Below are 17,690 nucleotides of genomic sequence, written 5' to 3'. Positions count from 1 at the left end.
CTTAGAACGTGTGGCCGGCGTGGGCGCCGAGGCTCATGATGTATTGCAGGAAGAGCTGGTTATCAAGCGCGCCGGGACGGGCCTCGTCGCGCGCGAACTGCAGGCGCAGGCGCGAGAATTCGGACGGGCTCCAGTCGAGCATCACGCTCGCGCGCTTCGGGTTGTAGCGTGCCAGGGCCGGGAACGCGTCCGATCCGAAAGCGCCGTCGTCGACCAGGCCGATGGATGGCGTGCCCGACGCCAGGCGATCGTAGCGCAGGCCCGCGCGCCAGTTCGGCATGAACTGGTAGACGCCCTGCAGGTACCAGCCCGACTGCGAACTCGCATAGCGGTCGGACAGGTCCTCGACCGACAGGCTGCCGCTCTCCTTGCGGCGGAAGTACTCGCCCTGCAGCTTGACATTCTGCCGCGTCGGATTGCCGTTCGGCGCCCATTTGTAGACGGCGTCCGCGATCCACAGCGTCGAACGGCCGCCAAACGCGGTCGGGATGCCGCTTTCCATGTCCTCGTACGCGCGGCCGGCCGCACCCGTACGCAGCCAGGACAGGCCGGCACGCCAGCTGCCCGAATCGCCGATGTCGTCGCCCAGGTGGGCGAACACGCTGGTGGCGTTGAAGCCGTTCTTGTTGCGGTCGCTGCCTGGGAAGCTGCGCCCGCTGCCCAGTTCCGCGCCCACTTCCAGGAAGGTGTTGAGCGGCGCCAGCCAGCGCGCCTGGACGCCGTCCGGCTTGTATTGGCCGCCGAGGAAGGCGCCATAGGCCAGCGGCGCGTCGACGAAGTCCCAGGTGTGGCTGTGCTGGCCATTCAGGTAACCGACGCTTGAGAGGAAGCGCCCTGCCTTGAGGTTCCAGCCGCCGCCCAGTTCGCGGGTACGCACGAAAGCTTCCTCGACCTCGGCTTCGTTCTCGCCGCTGAGGGCAAAGGTCAGCTGGCCGGCAAACAGGGGGTCGATATTGGCCGACATCGTCAGTTCCGACTCGCCCAGGTTGAAGCTGCGGCTGCCGGGGCCGACTTCGCCGCCTGGCGGCATGAAGCCACCGAAGCGGTAAGTCTCGGGATCCTGCGACAGCTTGCTGAAAGTGCCGCCGAGGACCAGCGAGATGCTCGGGTTGAAGCTGTTGTCGCCTGCGGCGCGGGCGCCTGGTGCAGCCTGGGCATCCGGCGCCGGGACGGCGGCCGGGCCTGGTGCCGGCTGGCTCGAGGCCTGCTGGGCGGCGGCCGCCGCGTTCTGGGCCTCGGCCACGGCGGCCTGGGCATCCTGCAGGCGTTGTTCGAGCGCCTGCAGGCGCGCTTCGTAGGACTGCTTCATCTCGGCGATCTGGGCGCGGATGGCATCCAGTTCGGCCGGAGTCGCGGTGTTGGTGGCCGCGTGGGCGGACAGGGGCAAAGCAAAGGCGGCGGCAATCGCCGCGGCCAGGACGGTGTGTTTCGACATCGTGTTCTTCCAGTTCGAATAGGGAATACAGGGCAGCTGCCGTCGGGGACGGCAGGCCATGGCGGACGACGTGGACCTAGACGAAGCGCGGCGGTGCGCGCGAATGGAAGACGGGAACAGTGCTGGGGGAAGCTTCGACGAAGGCGAACGCGGTGACGCGCTCGGTGCGCAGGTCGAGGGGGACGAAACTGCGGGTGCTGCTGCCGATGGCGCCGGCCATCTGGGCGAACGCCAGGCACTGGCTGCAGCTCTGGTCCTGGGCGACGGCACTCGACAGGTCGGCGTCGCGTTCCAGTTGCTGCGCCGCCGGGTTGCCTGCGCCCAGCTTGCCGGTCCAGTGCGACATCGCATGCACGAGCGCCATCTGCTGGGAGACCAGCAGAAGCAGCGACAGCAGGACGTGGACAATACAACGACGCATCATGATGGCGGCATTGTAATGCTTTTCAAGGCAGGGCTGTCGCACCTTTTTCCGTTGAGAATTGGTTGGCGTTCTTGCTTAACCAGCCCGGTACCTTGGCCGCGGCCAGCTTGTTGATCGCCACCAGCAGTTCGGGCGTCATGAACTTGAGGTCGTAGGAGCGTCCCAGGTGGCGGCCGATGTGGATCAGCACCTCGGCGGCCACTTCGGCGTCGGCCTCGGCGCGGTGCGCGGCGCTGCGAAAGGCAATGCCGAGCTGGCGCGAGAGCTGCCCGAGCTTGTAGCTGGCCATGCCGGGAAACACGCGGCGCGACAGCTTGAGCGAACAGACCAGGCCCACGTGGCGGCATTGCTGCCCCAGGCGCGCACTCTCGGCCGCCAGGAATTTCTCGTCGAAGCTGGCGTTGTGGGCCGACAGGGTATCGGCGCCGATGAAGTCGAGCAGCTCCGGCACCACCTGACGGGCCGGCGGCGCGCTGTCGACCATGTCCCCGGTGATGCCGGTCAGGCCGGTGATGAAGGCCGGGATGCGGGCGCCGCAGTTGACCAGCGAGACATAGCGCTCGGTCACGCGCCCGTCCTCGATGCGCAGGGCGGCGACTTCGGTAATGCGGTCGCCCATGTCGGGCGACAGGCCGGTGGTCTCGAAGTCGAGCATCACGATGGGGCGTTCGAACATGGCGGTCCTTGGTGTGGAAACTGGGGTGTGCCGACCGGGTCAGCCGAATTTGCGCCGGGCGTCGAGCGCCAGGCCGGCGCCGATGCTGCCGAAGAGGTCGCCCTCGACCTTGCGCGCATCCGGCACCGGGGCGCCGACGCGTGCCCGCAGCAGGCCCACGCCGCTCGAGCCGCCGGTGAAGAAGACGGTATCGACAGCGCTCGCCGTCACGCCGGCGTCCGCCAGCAACCGTAGCACGGTGGCGTCGATGCTGTCCAGAGCGGCCCGATCGCTTCCTCGAAGCGCGGGCGCGTCACGACGAGCTTCTCGGGCGGGCGCAGGCGGTCGAGGTCGAGCACCACCGTTTCCTCCGACGAGAGCCCGATCTTCGCGCCCTCGACCTGCATTGCCAGCCAGTGGCCGGCGCGTTCGTCGATCAGGCCCTGCAGGCGCCTCAGCGGCCCCGGCTCGCTGGCGTCGCGCACCAGGTCTTCCAGCTGGGCGATGCTCTTGCGGGTATAGGCCTGGTTGATGGTATGCCAGGTCGCCAGGTTGAAGTAATAGCTCGACGGGATCTCGGCACCGGAGCGCAACAGGCCGCGGTAGCCGAGCAGCGGCATGGCTGCGGCCAGGCTCAGGTATTTGTCGAAGTCGGTACCGCCGATGTGCACGCCACCGGTTGCCAGGATGTCATCGCGGCGCTCGGGCTTGCCGGCGCGCTCGGGACCGAGGCGCACCAGCGAGAAGTCCGAGGTACCGCCGCCGATGTCGACGATGAGGACCAGTTCCTCGCGGGCGATGGTCGATTCATAATCGAAGGCGGCGGCGATCGGTTCGTACTGGAAGGCGACTTCGCGGAAACCCACGCTGCGCGCCACTTCGGCGAGGGTATCCTCGGCCAGGCGGTCGGCCTGGGGGTTGTCGTCGATGAAGAAGACCGGACGGCCGAAGACAGCGTGCTCGAAGCGGCGCCCTGCCTGGCTTTCGGCGCGACGCTTGAGTTCGCCGATGAACTGGGCCAGCAGCAGCCGGAACGGCAATGACCGCCCCGCGACTTCCGTCTGGCCGTCCATCAGGCTGGTGCCGAGCAGGCTTTTGAGGGAGCGCATCAGGCGGCCCTCGTAGCCGGCCAGGTAGTCGGCCAGCGCGGCGCGGCCATAGCGCACCTCGTCGTCGTCGGCATTGAAGAAGACGACCGAAGGCAGCGTTGCCTTGCCATCCTCCAGGGCCAGCAGGCTGTGCGCCGCCCCGCCCCCGCCGGCGGATTGTCCCAGCCAGCCGACCGTTGAATTTGACGTACCGAAGTCGACGCCGCAAGCCTTCGTCATGTGAGCCTTTCGTTGAAGGGGCGAAATAGTACCAGAATCCCCTCAGGCAGGCGATCCCTGCCGCCGCAGCGTTGCATGGCAGTCACGTCCGCTGCCCGACAGGAGTGCGCGAACCCGCGCGGGCCCTGGGCGTGCTCTTATCTATAATGCATCCATCGGGTTCTGCCCTTTCCCCCACGGCCGCACGATGCCACGCACCTGGACACTGAAGCGCAACTGCTCGCTGACGCCGCGCCAGTCGCTGCTCGTCTATGCGCTGCTGTGCTGCGGCTCCTTCGGCATCGCCCTTGTCTTCCTGCTGCAGGGTATCTGGATCGTGCTCGCATTCGCCCTGCTCGAAATGACCGCTGTGGGCTGGGCGCTGCTGCACTACGCCCGCCATGCGCTCGACGTGGAACACATCGCGCTGACCGAACGCTGGCTGCTGGTCGAGCGCATCGATTGCGGGCGGCGCGAACAGATCCGGCTCGACCCGGTACGCACGCGCGTGCTGCCGCCGCGCCCGCGCGAACGCAAGCTGATCCGGCTGGAAGCGCCGGACCGCACGGTCGACATCGGCAGCTATGTCTCGGAACCCATCCGCCTGCAGGTAGCGCAGGAACTGCTGCGCGCCATTCGCCATCATCCAGCCAAACTGCTGCCTTAAGAAAAGTTGTCTCCGATGTAAGTTTCTTCTTACATTGGCACAGCGGCTGTACCGATAGGTGTTCTCTATCTCATTTTGCATAATCCTCTATCAGATATGCCACACGTCACGAGCGCGATGGCAAGAACATTTCGAGGGGAATTGCTTTGAGTAACACGTTAAAAGGTTTTGCGATTGTCACCCATGGTGGTGCCGGCGAACCGCTGGACTACACCGACGGTTGCGAAGCCGCCGCCCGCCGCGGCCGCGAGCACATGCTCGAAACAGGCGACGCCCTCGATGCCGCCATCGCCGCCGTCATGGTGTTCGAAGAAGACGAACGCTTCAACGCCGGCACCGGCTCGGTCCTGTGCCTGGACGGCGCCACGATCGAAATGGACGCCTCGGTCATGGATACGCGCGGACGCCTCGGCGCCGTTGCGGGCGTACGCGACGTGCGCAACCCGATCCTGCTGGCACGCGCCATTGCCGACACCCCGCACGTGTTCATCGCCGGCGAAGGCGCCGACCGCCTGGCGCGCGCCCTCGGCCTGGAACCGGCAAAACCCATCCTGCCCAGCCAGCGCGAGAAGCACGAGAAGCTGCTCAAGCAGCTGGCCGGCTCGGTGCCCGCCATGCCCGGTATCGACAACCGCATGTTCGAACGCTTCTGGAACTACAAGACGCCCTTTGCAACTGCCGCCGAACGCCGCCCACGACACCGTCGGCGCCGTCGTGCGCGGCCCGGACGGCCACTTTGCCGTGGCTGGCTCCACCGGCGGCTCGGCACCCTCGCTGCTGGGGCGCGTGGGCGACACCGCCGTCATGGGCAGCGGCTTCTATGCCGGACCGCTGGGCGCGATCGCCGCTACCGGCGTCGGCGAGCACATCGTGCGCACCATGCTGGCGCGCACCGTCTATGGCTATCTCGAACAGGGCATGCCGCTCTCGGCCGCGCTGCAGCGCGGCATCGACCTGATCGACAAGGACGTGGACACGGGCCTCATTGCCGTCACCAAAACCGAAGCTGCCTCGTGCAGCAATACCCAGATGCCAACTGCAACCATCGAAGAAAAATGAAAACCGAACCGCACCGGACCGCATCGCACGGCCACCTCGTCATCATCGGCGGAGGCGAAGACCGCAAGCACGACAAGGCCATCCTGACCCGTTTCGTGGAACTTGCCGGCGGCGCGCATGCCCGCATCGTCGTCATCACGGCCGCCAGCCAGATCGCCGACGAAATGTGGGAAGTCTACGACAAGGCCTTCGGGGACCTGGGTGTGAAACAGCGCGCCCACCTGCGCCTGGAGAGCCGCCAGGACGCCAACGACGAAGAAAAGCTGCGCATGGTGTCCGAGGCCGACGGCATCTTCATGACCGGCGGCGACCAGAAGCGCCTGCTGGCCATCATCGGCGGTACGGCGCTCGACGCCGAGATGCACACGGCGCTCAAGGTGCGCGGCGCCTGCATCGGCGGCACCAGCGCCGGCGCCTCGGCCATGTCGGGGCACATGCTGGCCCGGGCAAGACCGACCTGCTGCCGGAAAAGGGCGCGGTCAGCCTGGGCGCGGGCCTCGGCTTCCTGCACAAGGTCGTGATCGACCAGCACTTCTCCGAGCGCCAGCGCCTGGCGCGGCTGCTCTCGGTGGTGGCGCAGAACCCCTACCTGATGGGCATCGGCATCGACGAGGACACGGCCCCGGTGGTGGAGCGCGGGCGCGGCATCGAGGTGCTGGGCGAAGGCTCGGTCACCGTGGTCGATGGCCGCACGATGGACACCAACATGGCCGACATCCGCGAGCGCGCCACTCCCGAACTGATCGACGTGCGCCTGCACCTGCTGCCGGCCGGCAGCCGCTGGTACCTGCCGACCGACGAGGACCCGAATGCAAAAGCGATGTCTTCCTCGCTGCGCGAATTTTTGGAAAATGTAACGAAACGGAACCCGATCTCATGAGAACCATCGAAAAACGCTTCCTGCGCGGCCCCAACCTCTACAGCGCAGCCCCCTGCCTGATGGCAGTCATCGATACCGAAGGCGTGGCCGTGGCGCCGCACCCGGGCTCGCGCCTGGTCGCCCTGCTGCCCGGCCTGGCGCCGCAGGTGTCCGCGCGGCTGGCCAACCTGGCCTGCGCCGTTGACGCCGTCGAACCGGTCGTGATGGAGCTGCAGCGCCTGGCGGGTGCCGCCGGCGACTTCAGCACGACGATCGACATTCCGCGCAAGCCACACGCGCGCCGTGCCGTGTGCGGCTACCGCACCGAACAGGTGGCGGGACAGGCCCCGGACGTCGCCCTCGAGATGATCGCCGCGCTCGGCCGCGGCGACGCCTTCGACCTCGATGCCGCGGTGGCGGCCCTGCACGAGACGGCGGAAGACTATGCGATCGGCACCAGCACCGGCGCCGTGGTGAACGCGGCCCTGCGCCGCGGCATCCCGGCGCTGCGCATCACCGACGAGGCGAACCTGTTCCAGCTGGGCTGGGGCAGCCGCCAGAAACGCCTGCAGGCGACCATTACCGGCGCGACCAATTCGATCGCGGTGGGCATCGCCAGCGACAAGCAGCTGACCAAGACCCTGCTCGAGCAGGCCGGCGTGCCGGTGCCGGGCGGCGCCACCGTCAGCAAGCTCGAAGACGCGCAGCGCGTGGCACGCCGCCTGAAAGGCCCGGCGACCATCAAGCCGCTCGACGCCAACCGGGGCAAGGGCGTGACCACGGTCTGCACCACGCCGGAGGAAGTCGAAGCCGCGTTCAACCACGCGCGCAAGTACGGCCGCCACGTGATCGTCGAGGAATACCTGCGCGGGCGCGACTACCGCGTGCTCGTCACCGGCAGCAAGATCGCCGCCGCCTCCTGGCGACGTCCGCCCTGCGTCACGGGCGATGGCAGGTCGACCGTGCGCGAGCTGGTCGAGATCGAGAACCGCAACCCGGCGCGCGGCGACGGCCACACCAAATATCCTGACCAGGATCCCGATGGATGCGATCGCCGAAGACGTCCTGGCGAAACAGGGCTACGGCTTCGACTCCGTGCTGCCGGCCGGCGTCAGTGTCGACCTGCGCGGCAACGCCAACCTGTCCACCGGCGGCACCGCGGAAGACGTCACTGACCTGCTGCCCGAGGAAACCCGCGCCATCTGCATCCGCGCCGCGCGCACGATCGGCCTGGACGTGGCCGGCATCGACGTGATCTGCGAGGACATCGCGCAGCCATTGCGCGAACAGGGCGGCGGCATCATCGAGGTCAATGCCGCGCCGGGCATCCGCATGCACCAGTATCCAAGCCGCGGCACCCCGCGCGACGCCGGCGCCGCCATTGTCGAGGCCTTGTTCGGCCAGGACGATGGCCGCATCCCGACGGTGGCGATCACGGGAACGAACGGCAAGACCACGACTTCGCTGCTGATCGAGCACGCGGTCCGCCAGACCGGCCTGCGCACGGGCGTGACCACCACCGAGGGCGTCTACATGAACGGGCAGCGCGTGATGGAAGGCGACTGCACCGGCTACCGCTCGGCGCGCACCCTCCTCACCTCGCCGGAAGTCGACTTCGCCGTGCTGGAAACGGCCCGCGGCGGCATCCTCAAGCGCGGCCTGGCCTACGACCGCTGCGACGTGTCGGTGGTGCTGAACGTGTCCTCCGACCACCTGGGCCTGGACGGCATCGAAACCGTCGAGGAACTGGCGAAGGTCAAGGCGGTGGTGGCCCAGCGTGCCTCGCGCGCCGTGGTGCTCAACGCCGAGGACGACTACTGCGTGGCGATGGCGAAGGATTTGCAGGACACCGTCGAAGTGCTGTACTTCGCCCTCGATGCCGACAACCCCGTCCTGCTGCGCCACCTGGAACGGGGCGGGCGAGGTGCCTACCTGCAGGACAACACCCTGGTGCTGGCCACGGGCGCCCGCCATGAAGCGCTGCTGGACGTGCGCCAGATGCCGGTGTCGCTCGGCGGCTGCGCGCGCTACAACATCGCCAACGCGCTGGCGGCGGCCGCGGCCCCTGGCCGCGAGCGGCTTCGGCAACGACGAGATCGGCGCCGGCCTGCGCAGCTTCGTTTCCGACAGCAAGCACAACCCGCTGCGCTCGAACGTGTTCGACGTCGAAGGCGTGACGGTGATCGTCGACTATGCCCACAACTGCGCCGCCTATGCGGCCCTGGCAGAAACGGCGCGCGCGATGACGCCGGGACGCGTGGTCGGCGTGGTGGCCGCGCCGGGCGACCGCCGCGACGCCGACCTGGTCGACATCGGCCGCACCTGCGCCGCCGGTTTCGACGACCTGGTGGTCTACGAGACCGAGAACCGCGGCCGCGTGTCCGGCAGCGTCGCCGCCCTGCTGGTGCAAGGCGCGCGCCTGGGCCGCTTCCCGGGCGAGCACCTGCAGACCGAGCTGGACGTGCACAGCGCGATCCGCGCCGGCCTCGCGCTCTGCCAGCCCGGCGACGTGCTGGTGTTCGGCTGCGGTTCGTCGATTTCGGAACTGACCGAGGCGCTGCGTCCGACCAAGCCGGAGATCGCGCAGCGGATCGAGATGGAAGCGGCGTAAGTTTTCGCGTCGTGTGTTCGCGAGCGGCCCTGCGGGGCCGCTTTGCTTTTCGGGCTTGCGATAGCGGTGCATATGAACCAATGGCGAGTCCGCGTGGGCACAGGTGCCCACCCTGCGATACATCGGGGCCGCCGAGGCCATGCGGCCGGTTGGGGCAGCTGGCCGATCCTCATGCACGGGCCAGCAGCGGCGGCGCACCGCAGGGTGGGGTCTTGACCCCACGCGGGATCACCATGTGAGCATCCGCACCGCAACGGTAGGGTGGAGTCCCGACTCCACGCGGTCCCGCGGTGTGCGCATCGGCGCGGGCAACCGTAGGGTGGGCGCCCGTGCGACGCGGGACCGAGCCATGAGGCGGTGCGGAACCTGTCACCGCGTGGGCACGGGGCGCCCACCCTACCAGAAACAAAAAGCCCCGCACCTGGCGGGGCTGTATCTCGAAGTGCGATTGGCTTACGCCGTCTGCGCCTCGATCTTCGCCGCGCTCTCCGGATCGTCCACGCGCAGCGCGTCGATGAAGGTTTGCAGCGAGGTACCGCATGCAAATACCAGCACGTCGCCCGGGCTGCACAGCGACAGGCCGAGGCGGATTGCCTTGTCGACCTCGATCTCGCGGTGCAGCGTATCCGACGGTCCGACGACGTTCTCCGCCCCTTCCAGGATCAGGTCGACCGCGCCGCCCGTCGGCCGGCCACGGCTCTGCGACTCGTAGACCACCAGCTCGTCGAAGCGCTCGCCGCAGATTTCGCCCACCTGGATCAAATCGCTGTCGCGGCGGTCGCCAGGCGCGGTGACGATGCCGACCAGTTGACCCGGCAGCAGCGCGCGCGCCATCTCCGCCAGGGCCGCATAGGCCGCCGGGTTGTGGGCGTAGTCGACGATGACGGTCACGCCGCGCACGTCGAAAACATTCGTGCGCAGCGGATTGGTCTTGCTGTCGGAGACAAAGGTCGACAGCCCGTCCGCGATCTGGACATTCGAAAAACCCGCAGCCATCAGCGCGGCCGCCGCGGCCAGGGCGTTGGCGATGTTGTAGCGCGCCAGCCCGTTGTACGAAGCCGGCATGGCTTCGACCCGCATCAGTTCCTGCTGGCGCGTGCCGTCGGCGATCACGATCGCGTTGTCCTGCACATAGGTGCCGCGGCCGCCGTCCTCCAGGTGCTTGAGCAGGATCGGGTTGTCCGGGTTCATCGAGAAGAAGATGACTTCCGCGCCCGGCTTGGCACGGCGCACCATCGAGACGCACAGCGCATCCTCGGCGTTCAGGACCACCGCACGGGCGGCCGACTGGGCCACCACGGCCTTGACCTGGGCGAGGTCCTCGATGGTGTCGATGCCATCGAGGCCCAGGTGGTCGGGCGAGACGTTCAGCACGACGCCGACGTCGCAGTAGTCGAAGGCGAGGCCGCGCTTCAGGATGCCGCCGCGCGCCGTTTCCAGCACCGCGAAGTCGACGTCCGGCGCGGTGAGCACCGTGCGCGCCGACCAGTAGCCGGTGCAGTCGCCCTGCACCAGGCGGCGGCCGTCGACGAAGACGCCCTCGGTGGTGGTGACGCCAGTGCCCAGTCCGGCGACGCGCGCCGTATGCCCGATCATCAGGGTGGTGGTGGTCTTGCCGTTGGTGCCGGTAACGGCAACGACCGGAATGCGGCCGTTCGAAGACCCCATCAGGCCGTCGATGATGGCTTCGCCCGCGTCGCGCGCTTCGCCCTTGCTTGGATGCTGGTGCATGCGGATGCCCGGCGCGGCGTTGACTTCGATGACGGCACCGCCCTGCTCGATCAGCGGCACCGCAATGTCCTGGCAGACGATGTCGATGCCCGCCACGTCCAGGCCGATCTTGCTGGCCGCGCGCGCACGCAGGGCGCGCGTGGTCTCGGGCAGCAGGTCCGTCACGTCCTCGGCGGTGCCGCCGGTGGACAGGTTGGCATTGCTGCGCAACTCGATGGCGACGCCGGCGGCGGGGACCGAGTCGGGCATGTAGCCCTGGCGGCGCAGCATGTCTTCGGCATGGGCGTCGAGCGCGATGCGCGTCAGGATGTTGGTGTGGCCGCTGCCGCGCGCCGGGTTGCCGTTTTCGCGTTCGACCAGTTCGGCAATCGTGCTGACGCCGTCGCCGATCACGTGCGCGGGACGGCGGAACGAGGCCGCCGCCACGCGGCCGCCGGCCACCAGCACGCGGTAGTCGCGCCCTTCCACGAAACGCTCGACGATGATGCGGCGACCGTACTCGCGCGCGAACTCGAAGGCGCGCGCGACTTCCTCGGGCGTGCTGCAGCGGGTGGTGACACCCTTGCCCCGGTTGCCGTCGAGCGGCTTGACGGTGACGGGCACGCGCAGGCGCCGCGCGACGCGCTGGGCTTCCTCGCTTGTCGTGACGGTGCCGCCTTCGGGCACGGGCACGCCCGCTTCCTGCAGCAGCGCCTTGGTCAGCTGCTTGTCGCTGGCGATCTTCACCGCGACATAGCTGGTGTCGCCCGTGGTCGTGGCCTGCAGGCGCTTCTGCTTCGAGCCCCAGCCCAGCTGGAACAGGTTCGCTTCTTCGGTGATGCGCATGCTCGGGATGCCGCGCTCGTGGGCGGCGGCCAGCACGGCGGCGGTGCTGGTGCCGATGGCATAGCGGTGCCCCAGCGAACGGAGTTCCTCCAGGCGCGCGTCGACGTCGAATTCTTCGCCATGGGCAAGCGCGGTGACCAGGTCCACCGCCATCCGGAATGCCGGTTCGGCCAGCTTTTCGATGGCGTACTGGCAGACGATGCGGTACTCCCGGGCCGGCCCGTGGCCGGGCGGGTGCGGCCATAGCCGACGGTGGGACCGGCTAGCGACTGCAGCGCCAGCGTCACGTGTTCGACCACGCGCGCGAGATAGGTGCCGGCGCGCAGGCGCTGGGCGAAGCCGCCGGGCTGCCCGGTCGGCAGCAGTTGCTGTTGCAGGGATGGCAGCGCCGCCAGCAGGGCGTCGTTAAAGCCGGGCAAGTCTTTCGAGGAGATGCCGTAGAGGTCTTCCAGGTCGATCACGCTCAGGATGCAGGGCGTGTCGGCGTGGATGTTCGGGCCGCGCAAAAAACGTTGTTCGAGGATATACACAGAAGTCCCTATCGTTGGAATTGGTATGGTCTGGCTGGTCGTGCTCGGAACGGCAAACGGCGACAGCGGCAGGCGCCGCCGAAGCTTGCCCTGATTCCAACGCGTTCAGATATCCAGTAGTTGCGTGTACATGCGGGTGGCCATCAGGCCTGTCGCGCTGTGGTGGCCGCCGGGTCCCATCAGTTCGGCCAGCAGCGCCATCGCGTCCGGCTTGCCGGCCGCCGCTGCGACACGGCGCTCCAGCAGGCCAAGTTCGTTGTCGTTCTCGGTGTCGCGGGCGGCGCGGCGGCGAATCAGGCCCCGCCCGGGAAGCTGCTGCTGCGGTCCGCATGCTGGCCCAGGTTGTCGAGCGTGCGCTGGCGCGCGCGGTGGGTCAGCACCCGTTCCTGGCGCGCGGGTGCCCCCGGCGGGTGCAGGATCCAGTCGCGCAGCACCTGCTGCTCATAGGCCGAGAAGACGCCGAACATCTCGGCACGCTCTCCGTGGATCAGGCGCCAAAAACGGCTGTGCTCGACATCTTCGCCGCGTTTGATCCAGCCCGCGCTTTCCAGCGCGCCGAGGAAGCCCGGAATCTGCGCCGGGTCGCCCAGCCAGTCGTTGACGGAGCGCCCCGCCACGCGGCAGTAATCCGAGTGCATGTTCTTGCCGACGCCGCTCTTCCGGGCAAGGATGTCGACCAGTTCGGTCTCGAGGTCGAATTCGGCGATCACGGAATTGGTGCTCGCGCCCAGTTCGTTCAGCTTGTAGCCGTCGAGCACGCGGCGGTAGAAGGCGGCGCGGTCGCCCACGCGCGGCATCAGGTCGCGCAGGGCCTGCACGGCCTTGCGCGCATGGCCGCTGGCGGCGTTGTCGACCGTGACGTGCAGCGTGAAATAATACGGATCGATGCCGAACTCGTTCAGTTCATACGACGTGATCAGGAGGTGCAGAGGCAGCTGCTCGTAGCCAAGGTTGTAGCCGATGATCTCCGGCAGGAAGCGTTCGGCATTGTGGCCAAGCGCCAGCTGGATCGCGCCCTGCAGGTAATGGTCGTCGCTCAGGCTCTCCCAGCCCTCGACGCCATGGGTGGCAAGCAGCTTGCGGTAGATCGTCACGTGGTTCTTGCTTGGTGCGCCCCCACCCAGCTCTTCGAGGTAGGTCTTGATCAGCGGGTGGAAATCCGGGCTGTCCCAGTGCTTGAGCATGCCGTAGAGCCAGGCGCCGTCGACCAGCTTGGTGGGCGCGGCGGCCTTGAGGAAATACAGCGCATGCGCCTGGTTCTGGAAATAGCGGCGCGGCGCACCGCTCTTGCGCGCGGCCAGGTAATCGCGGTACTCGGCGCCGACCGCGTCGGTGCGCGCTTCCATCCAGTCCTCCAGCTGCGCAAGCGTGGGCGGCAGGTCGGCCGGGATGCCCTGCACGGCGGCGATTTGCTGGCGCAGGAATTCCTCGCCGGCTCTGGCATTGCCCAGCGGGTCGGCGTACAGCGCGAAGTACAGGTTGCGGGCGGGCGCGGGAGGCGGGGCGGAAGGGCGTGTGGCCGCGGCACCCCCGGCAACTTCTGCCTGGGCGACTGCGGGAACAGCGGTAACGAGCGGTGGCGTCATGAACGTGTCGGTTTATTGTTGATTGATTACCAGAATTATCCAACCTGGGCACAGCCGCGCCCATCGGCACGCACCCTCACAGCATGTCGGACAGGGATTACAAAAATGCACTGTTATTGACGGGCGCATCGGGGACGCGATGCCCATGCTCAGCTGTCGCCGAGGCAGATGCCCAGTTCGCGCGCCGTCGCCACCGTGTCGCCATCGACGGGCACGCTCCTGGTGCGACCGGCGATCTGGTCCAGCGGCACGAGTTCGATCGCCTGCCAGCCGAGCGCAACCATCACGCCGGCGCGTCCGCCGGCCAGGGCGCGCACCGCGGCCGCGCCGAAGCGCGAGGCGCAGACACGGTCGAAGGCCGACGGGCTGCCGCCGCGCAGCAGGTGGCCCAGGACCACCGCGCGGCATTCCTTGCCCGTGAGCGCCGCCAGTTCGTGCTCCAGGCGCGCGCCGATGCCGCCCAGGCGTTCGGCGCGGCCCGGCTCGGCCCCTGCGCGCAACGCCAAGCTGCCCGCCAGCGGCGCCGCGCCTTCGGTCGCGACCAGCACCGAATGGTGGTGGCCGGCGGCGTCGCGCCGGGCGATCGCTGCCGCCACCGCTTCCAGCCGGTATGGGATTTCCGGCAGCAGGATCGCGTGGGCGCCGCCCGCGATACCGGCATGGAGCGCGATCCAGCCGGCGTAGCGCCCCATCACCTCGACCACCATCACCCGGTGCTGGCTGTGCGCCGTCGTGTGCAGGCGGTCGATGCACTCGGTCGCAAAGCCGACGGCGCTATCGAAACCGAAGGTGGAAAAGGTATGCGCCAGGTCGTTGTCGATGGTCTTCGGCACCCCGACCACGCGCAGCCCCGCCAGATGCAGGGCCTGGGCAATGCCCATCGAGCCGTCGCCGCCGACGATGACGAGGGCGTCGAACCCGCGCTCCCGGCACAGGCTGACCACCTCGCCGATCCGGTCGCGTTCGCCGATGCTGCCATCGGCCAGGCGCACCGGGTAATGCAGCGGATTGCCGCGGTTGGTGCTGCCGAGAATGGTGCCGCCCAGGTGGCCGATGGACTGAACGTCCTCGCTCTCCAGGCGCCAGACCGGCTCGCCGGCGCAGCGTTCAGGCGCAAGCAGGCCATCGAAACCGTCGCGGATACCGTGGCACTCCCAGCCGAGGCCATTCGCCGCGAGGACGCAGGAGCGGATGACCGCGTTCAGGCCGGGCGCGTCGCCCCCGCCGGTCAGGATGCCGATGCGCCGGATTGGCGCGTCCGTGCCGCTAGTCTCCATGGCCGTCCTCCCTGTTCGCCTGTTCTCTCATGATGCAAGCGCGGGGGGCGTGCACGGCGCACGAATGTCGGCGCCGCCACAGCTTCGCGGCCTGGGCGCGCCGCTGGCGGCGACACGATTGACCGCTGGCGGTCGGGCGCCAGACTGGCGTAGGATGGGGGCTGACGCATGACGAGCCGGAGTGACCGATGGCGCAAACCGAGGTACTGATCGTCGGCGCTGGCCCCAGTGGCCTGGTGCTGGCCCTGTGCCTGCACCGGCTGGGCGTGGCCGTGCGCATCGTCGACGCGGCAAGCGGGCCCGGTACCACCTCGCGCGCGCTGGTGGTGCAGGCCCGCACGCTCGAACTCTACCGCACCCTTGGGCTGGACCGGCAGGTGCTGGACGCCGGCCATCCCATCCTGGCCCTGAATCTCTGGGCCGAGGGCGAACACCGGGCCCGCGTGGAACTTGGCGCGCTCGGAGGCGGCCTCACGCCCCACCCCTTCGTCCACGTCTACCCCCAGGACCGCCATGAAGCGATGCTGGTCGAGCGCCTGCGCGAAGCCGGCATCGAGGTAGAACGCAACTGCACCCTGCTCGGCTTCGAGGAGCACGGCGGCGAGGTGCTGGCCCGCCTGCGCCGGGCATCGGGCGAAACCGAAACCTGCGGCGCGCTCTGGCTGGTCGGCTGCGACGGCGCGCGCTCCGTGGTGCGCCACCTGATCGACGCCGGCTTTCCGGGCGGGACCTATCGCCGGTGTTCTACGTGGCCGACATCGAGGGCGACAGCCCGGCCCTGAACGGCGAGCTGCACATCGACCTCGACGAGTCCGACATCCTGGCCGTGTTCGCGCTGGGGCCGAGCGGCGCCGCGCGCCTGGTGGGCACCGTGCGCGACGAACGGGCCGGGCGCGCCGACACGCTGGGTTGGTCGCGGACGTGAGCCAGCGCGCCATCGACAACCTCCTGATCAACGTGCGCCGCCTCAACTGGTTCTCGACCTACCACGTGCACCACCGGGTAGCCAGCCGTTTCCGCCGCGGGCGCGCCTTCCTCGTCGGCGACGCCGGGCATATCCACAGCCCGGCCGGCGGCCAGGGCATGAACACCGGCATCGGCGACGCCTTCAACCTGGCCTGGAAGCTGGCGGCCGTGCTGCGGCGGCAGGCGGGCGAGGCCTTGCTCGACAGCTACGAGGCCGAGCGCCTGCCCTTCGCCCGGCGCCTGGTCGATACCACCGACCGCGCCTTCAGCGTGATCACGGCCGATGGCCCCTTGGCCGAGGTCGTGCGCACCGGCCTGGTGCCGCGCGTGCTGCCGCTGCTGGCACGCTTTCCGCGTGCGCGCCGGGGATTTTTCCGCGTCGTGTCGCAGACGGCGCTGCGCTACCGCCATGCACCCCTCAACATGGGCAGCGCGGGCAAGGTGCATGGGGAGACCGGCTACCCCGGGTGGCCATGGGTAGCGGTGTCGAGGTTCCCGGGCGGCGCGCCGGCAAGCGCAGCGAGCGACACGAGGAGGCGGCGGTCCGCGCCGCCGACGATGCGGTAGCCAGCGTGATTGCCAGCGGGTCAGCGGCCACGGCGGACACGGGCAACGGACGGGGCGCGGACAACTACGCACCGCTGCCCAGGCCGGGCTGGCAGGCGCACGTGTATGGCACGCCCGGCGCGGAACTGGCCACCTGGTGCGCGCTGCACGGCGTGCCGCTGCGCCGCTTCGACTGGAGCGAAGCCTGCCTGGGTGCCGGCCTGGCGCGCGACGCCCTCTACCTGCTGCGACCGGACACCTATGTCGGCCTGGCGGCAGGCACGCCGAGCGCGGCCCTGCTCGACGACTACCTGCGGCTCAACGGGCTGACGCTCCAGCCTTGAGACGGCGCGCCGCTAGCGGGCCGTTCAATGCTTCTTGCCCCCGCCGGACACCTTGTTCTCGGTGGCCCAGGCGCGCCGTTTCGCTTCCGCCGGCGGCGTGCCGCGCTTCTCGTAGCTTTGCTCGATATGCTTGGCCTGGCGCTTCTGCTTGTCGGTATACGACGACTTGTCTCCCTGCGGCATGATGACCTCCTGTGTGGTGGAATGTGCAGCCCCGGCCCGCGTGGACGGGCATGCGGGGCGTGAGCCCTGCTCGAACAGCGCGGCCTTGGAGCGCGGCGCGCCGGAGCCCAACGACGGGCTCGCGTGGCGATCAAGCTAACATTGCAGTGCCGGAGGGCGGCGCGCGCTAGTGCGCAAGCATGCCGGCGGGCGCGCGAGGCGCCCCGCACGGATCGCGCAGTCCTTGCCGCGTACTCGCGCACTCGCGCACCGCAAGGCTGCGCCGCCTCAGCCGATTTCGCGCGATCATGTTCCCGAACCGCGCGCACCGGGCGCGCGCTCATCCATCTCACCATCGGAGCATCATGGAACTGACAGTCAAGAACAGCGCACCACCAGCCACCATCGTCACCCTCTTCGGCGAACTGCAGGACGGCAGCTTCGCGGCCAAGGTCATGCCCGAGACCGACGTGCCCTACACCCCCTACTTCGAGAACCAGGTGGAACAGGTCATGGTCTACATCCATCCGGACGAAGCGCAGTTGCAGGCCATCCTCGCGGCCCTGAACGACCGCCGCCTGCCCTTCGGCGAGCTGCAGAACTACGGTTCCTCCGCGGGCGGCAATTCGTCGATCCCGGTCTGAGAAGCGGCCGCCAGCGGCACCGGGCGGCACGCTGGCGCAGGGTCGCGGCCTGGCGCATTTGC

At 68.8% G+C, this 17,690-nt stretch carries 18 protein-coding genes and 4 pseudogenes; 13 read left to right on the top strand and 9 right to left on the bottom strand.

Features of this window, described 5'->3' with window-relative positions; translation table 11 throughout:
• Position 1: 1 nt before the first annotated feature.
• The 4 genes and pseudogenes from G4G31_RS15380 to G4G31_RS15365 all read right to left on the bottom strand — a co-directional run bounded on the left by G4G31_RS15380 (position 2) and on the right by G4G31_RS15365 (position 3,842).
• On the bottom strand, positions 2–1,435 hold the full coding sequence (locus G4G31_RS15380) for a hypothetical protein (protein ID WP_182988402.1): 1,434 nt from the start codon (positions 1,433–1,435) through the stop codon (positions 2–4).
• 76 nt (positions 1,436–1,511) lie between these two features.
• Positions 1,512–1,859 (bottom strand): hypothetical protein, encoded by a 348-nt coding sequence (locus G4G31_RS15375; RefSeq protein ID WP_182988401.1) that lies wholly within the window; start codon positions 1,857–1,859, stop codon positions 1,512–1,514.
• A 22-nt stretch (positions 1,860–1,881) separates the two neighbouring features.
• Positions 1,882–2,535 carry a PolC-type DNA polymerase III gene (locus tag G4G31_RS15370; RefSeq protein WP_182988400.1) on the bottom strand — a complete coding sequence of 218 codons (654 nt, stop codon included), beginning with the start codon at positions 2,533–2,535 and terminating at the stop codon, positions 1,882–1,884.
• A gap of 39 nt (positions 2,536–2,574) precedes the next feature.
• A pseudogene (locus tag G4G31_RS15365) lies at positions 2,575–3,842 on the bottom strand (Hsp70 family protein).
• Between the two features lie 187 nt (positions 3,843–4,029).
• Between G4G31_RS15365 and G4G31_RS15360 the strand changes: the two are divergent.
• From G4G31_RS15360 to G4G31_RS26330, 8 genes and pseudogenes are all read left to right on the top strand, one after another.
• Positions 4,030–4,488 carry a DUF2244 domain-containing protein gene (locus G4G31_RS15360; RefSeq protein WP_182988399.1) on the top strand — a complete coding sequence of 153 codons (459 nt, stop codon included), beginning with the start codon at positions 4,030–4,032 and terminating at the stop codon, positions 4,486–4,488.
• A 146-nt stretch (positions 4,489–4,634) separates the two neighbouring features.
• Positions 4,635–5,021 (top strand): annotated as a pseudogene (locus G4G31_RS27605) (isoaspartyl peptidase/L-asparaginase); the annotation flags it as partial.
• Between the two features lie 136 nt (positions 5,022–5,157).
• Positions 5,158–5,547, top strand: a complete 390-nt coding sequence (locus G4G31_RS27600) for an isoaspartyl peptidase/L-asparaginase (protein ID WP_267873673.1) — start codon at positions 5,158–5,160, stop codon at positions 5,545–5,547.
• The gene (locus G4G31_RS26350) at positions 5,544–6,068 is read left to right on the top strand and encodes a cyanophycinase (RefSeq protein WP_229425021.1); all 525 of its coding nucleotides are present in this window, start codon (positions 5,544–5,546) and stop codon (positions 6,066–6,068) included. Before G4G31_RS27600 ends, G4G31_RS26350 begins: the two co-directional genes overlap by 4 nt.
• Positions 6,065–6,427, top strand: a complete 363-nt coding sequence (locus tag G4G31_RS26345; protein ID WP_229425020.1) for a hypothetical protein — start codon at positions 6,065–6,067, stop codon at positions 6,425–6,427. Before G4G31_RS26350 ends, G4G31_RS26345 begins: the two co-directional genes overlap by 4 nt.
• Positions 6,424–7,581, top strand: a complete 1,158-nt coding sequence (locus G4G31_RS26340; protein ID WP_229425019.1) for a hypothetical protein — start codon at positions 6,424–6,426, stop codon at positions 7,579–7,581. The genes G4G31_RS26345 and G4G31_RS26340 overlap by 4 nt, the downstream gene beginning before the upstream one ends.
• A pseudogene (locus G4G31_RS26335) lies at positions 7,502–8,410 on the top strand (Mur ligase family protein); the annotation flags it as partial. The gene G4G31_RS26340 and the pseudogene G4G31_RS26335, both read left to right, overlap by 80 nt.
• A complete protein-coding gene (locus G4G31_RS26330; protein WP_229425612.1) occupies positions 8,379–9,017 on the top strand; it encodes a glutamate ligase domain-containing protein in 639 nt (212 codons plus the stop codon). The pseudogene G4G31_RS26335 and the gene G4G31_RS26330, both read left to right, overlap by 32 nt.
• A gap of 453 nt (positions 9,018–9,470) precedes the next feature.
• On the opposite strand, the gene cphA is transcribed toward G4G31_RS26330, so the two are convergent.
• The 4 genes and pseudogenes from cphA to G4G31_RS15330 all read right to left on the bottom strand — a co-directional run bounded on the left by cphA (position 9,471) and on the right by G4G31_RS15330 (position 14,966).
• Positions 9,471–11,726 (bottom strand): cyanophycin synthetase, encoded by a 2,256-nt coding sequence (gene cphA / locus G4G31_RS15340; RefSeq protein ID WP_229425018.1) that lies wholly within the window; start codon positions 11,724–11,726, stop codon positions 9,471–9,473.
• A gap of 119 nt (positions 11,727–11,845) precedes the next feature.
• Positions 11,846–12,034, bottom strand: a pseudogene (locus G4G31_RS26325) (hypothetical protein); the annotation flags it as partial.
• A gap of 362 nt (positions 12,035–12,396) precedes the next feature.
• Complete coding sequence (locus G4G31_RS15335) at positions 12,397–13,689, bottom strand: iron-containing redox enzyme family protein (RefSeq protein ID WP_182988398.1); 1,293 nt, start codon at positions 13,687–13,689, stop codon at positions 12,397–12,399.
• 149 nt (positions 13,690–13,838) lie between these two features.
• A complete protein-coding gene (locus G4G31_RS15330; RefSeq protein WP_182988397.1) occupies positions 13,839–14,966 on the bottom strand; it encodes a 6-phosphofructokinase in 1,128 nt (375 codons plus the stop codon).
• A gap of 188 nt (positions 14,967–15,154) precedes the next feature.
• On the opposite strand from G4G31_RS15330, the gene G4G31_RS15325 reads away from it, so the two are divergent.
• From G4G31_RS15325 to G4G31_RS15315, 4 genes are read left to right on the top strand one after another with little or no spacing between them, the layout of a single operon-like run.
• A complete protein-coding gene (locus G4G31_RS15325; protein ID WP_182988396.1) occupies positions 15,155–15,748 on the top strand; it encodes an FAD-dependent monooxygenase in 594 nt (197 codons plus the stop codon).
• Complete coding sequence (locus G4G31_RS26320; protein ID WP_229425017.1) at positions 15,715–15,891, top strand: hypothetical protein; 177 nt, start codon at positions 15,715–15,717, stop codon at positions 15,889–15,891. Before G4G31_RS15325 ends, G4G31_RS26320 begins: the two co-directional genes overlap by 34 nt.
• On the top strand, positions 15,888–16,499 hold the full coding sequence (locus G4G31_RS27890) for an FAD-dependent monooxygenase (protein ID WP_275944530.1): 612 nt from the start codon (positions 15,888–15,890) through the stop codon (positions 16,497–16,499). Before G4G31_RS26320 ends, G4G31_RS27890 begins: the two co-directional genes overlap by 4 nt.
• Positions 16,406–16,822: a hypothetical protein gene (locus G4G31_RS15315; RefSeq protein WP_182988395.1), complete on the top strand. Its 417-nt coding sequence runs from the start codon at positions 16,406–16,408 to the stop codon at positions 16,820–16,822. The genes G4G31_RS27890 and G4G31_RS15315 overlap by 94 nt, the downstream gene beginning before the upstream one ends.
• 24 nt (positions 16,823–16,846) lie before the next feature.
• Here the strand turns inward: G4G31_RS15315 and G4G31_RS15310 are convergent, their stop codons facing one another.
• Entirely contained in the window at positions 16,847–17,005 is a 159-nt protein-coding gene (locus tag G4G31_RS15310; protein WP_182988394.1) for a hypothetical protein, read from the bottom strand.
• Positions 17,006–17,349: 344 nt separating this feature from the next.
• Between G4G31_RS15310 and G4G31_RS15305 the strand changes: the two genes are divergently transcribed.
• A complete protein-coding gene (locus G4G31_RS15305) occupies positions 17,350–17,628 on the top strand; it encodes a hypothetical protein (protein WP_182988393.1) in 279 nt (92 codons plus the stop codon).
• Positions 17,629–17,690 lie beyond the last annotated feature (62 nt).

The sequence above is a fragment of the Massilia sp. Se16.2.3 genome (assembly GCF_014171595.1).
In the GTDB taxonomy this organism is placed as follows: domain Bacteria; phylum Pseudomonadota; class Gammaproteobacteria; order Burkholderiales; family Burkholderiaceae_D; genus Telluria.
This window is presented reverse-complemented; position numbering and strand designations above follow the sequence as displayed.

Bases quoted from the DNA above. Each gene is read 5' to 3' on its own strand.
- G4G31_RS15375 (WP_182988401.1), bottom strand. From the start codon at position 1,859: ATGATGCGTCGTTGTATTGTCCACGTCCTGCTGTCGCTGCTTCTGCTG.
- G4G31_RS15310 (WP_182988394.1), bottom strand. From the start codon at position 17,005: ATGCCGCAGGGAGACAAGTCGTCGTATACCGACAAGCAGAAGCGCCAG.
- G4G31_RS15360 (WP_182988399.1), top strand. From the start codon at position 4,030: ATGCCACGCACCTGGACACTGAAGCGCAACTGCTCGCTGACGCCGCGC.
- G4G31_RS26330 (WP_229425612.1), top strand. From the start codon at position 8,379: ATGAAGCGCTGCTGGACGTGCGCCAGATGCCGGTGTCGCTCGGCGGCT.
- G4G31_RS15330 (WP_182988397.1), bottom strand. From the start codon at position 14,966: ATGGAGACTAGCGGCACGGACGCGCCAATCCGGCGCATCGGCATCCTG.
- G4G31_RS15305 (WP_182988393.1), top strand. From the start codon at position 17,350: ATGGAACTGACAGTCAAGAACAGCGCACCACCAGCCACCATCGTCACC.
- G4G31_RS15325 (WP_182988396.1), top strand. From the start codon at position 15,155: ATGGCGCAAACCGAGGTACTGATCGTCGGCGCTGGCCCCAGTGGCCTG.
- G4G31_RS26340 (WP_229425019.1), top strand. From the start codon at position 6,424: ATGAGAACCATCGAAAAACGCTTCCTGCGCGGCCCCAACCTCTACAGC.
- cphA (WP_229425018.1), bottom strand. From the start codon at position 11,726: ATGGCGGTGGACCTGGTCACCGCGCTTGCCCATGGCGAAGAATTCGAC.
- G4G31_RS15370 (WP_182988400.1), bottom strand. From the start codon at position 2,535: ATGTTCGAACGCCCCATCGTGATGCTCGACTTCGAGACCACCGGCCTG.
- G4G31_RS15380 (WP_182988402.1), bottom strand. From the start codon at position 1,435: ATGTCGAAACACACCGTCCTGGCCGCGGCGATTGCCGCCGCCTTTGCT.
- G4G31_RS15315 (WP_182988395.1), top strand. From the start codon at position 16,406: ATGGGTAGCGGTGTCGAGGTTCCCGGGCGGCGCGCCGGCAAGCGCAGC.
- G4G31_RS26350 (WP_229425021.1), top strand. From the start codon at position 5,544: ATGAAAACCGAACCGCACCGGACCGCATCGCACGGCCACCTCGTCATC.
- G4G31_RS15335 (WP_182988398.1), bottom strand. From the start codon at position 13,689: ATGACGCCACCGCTCGTTACCGCTGTTCCCGCAGTCGCCCAGGCAGAA.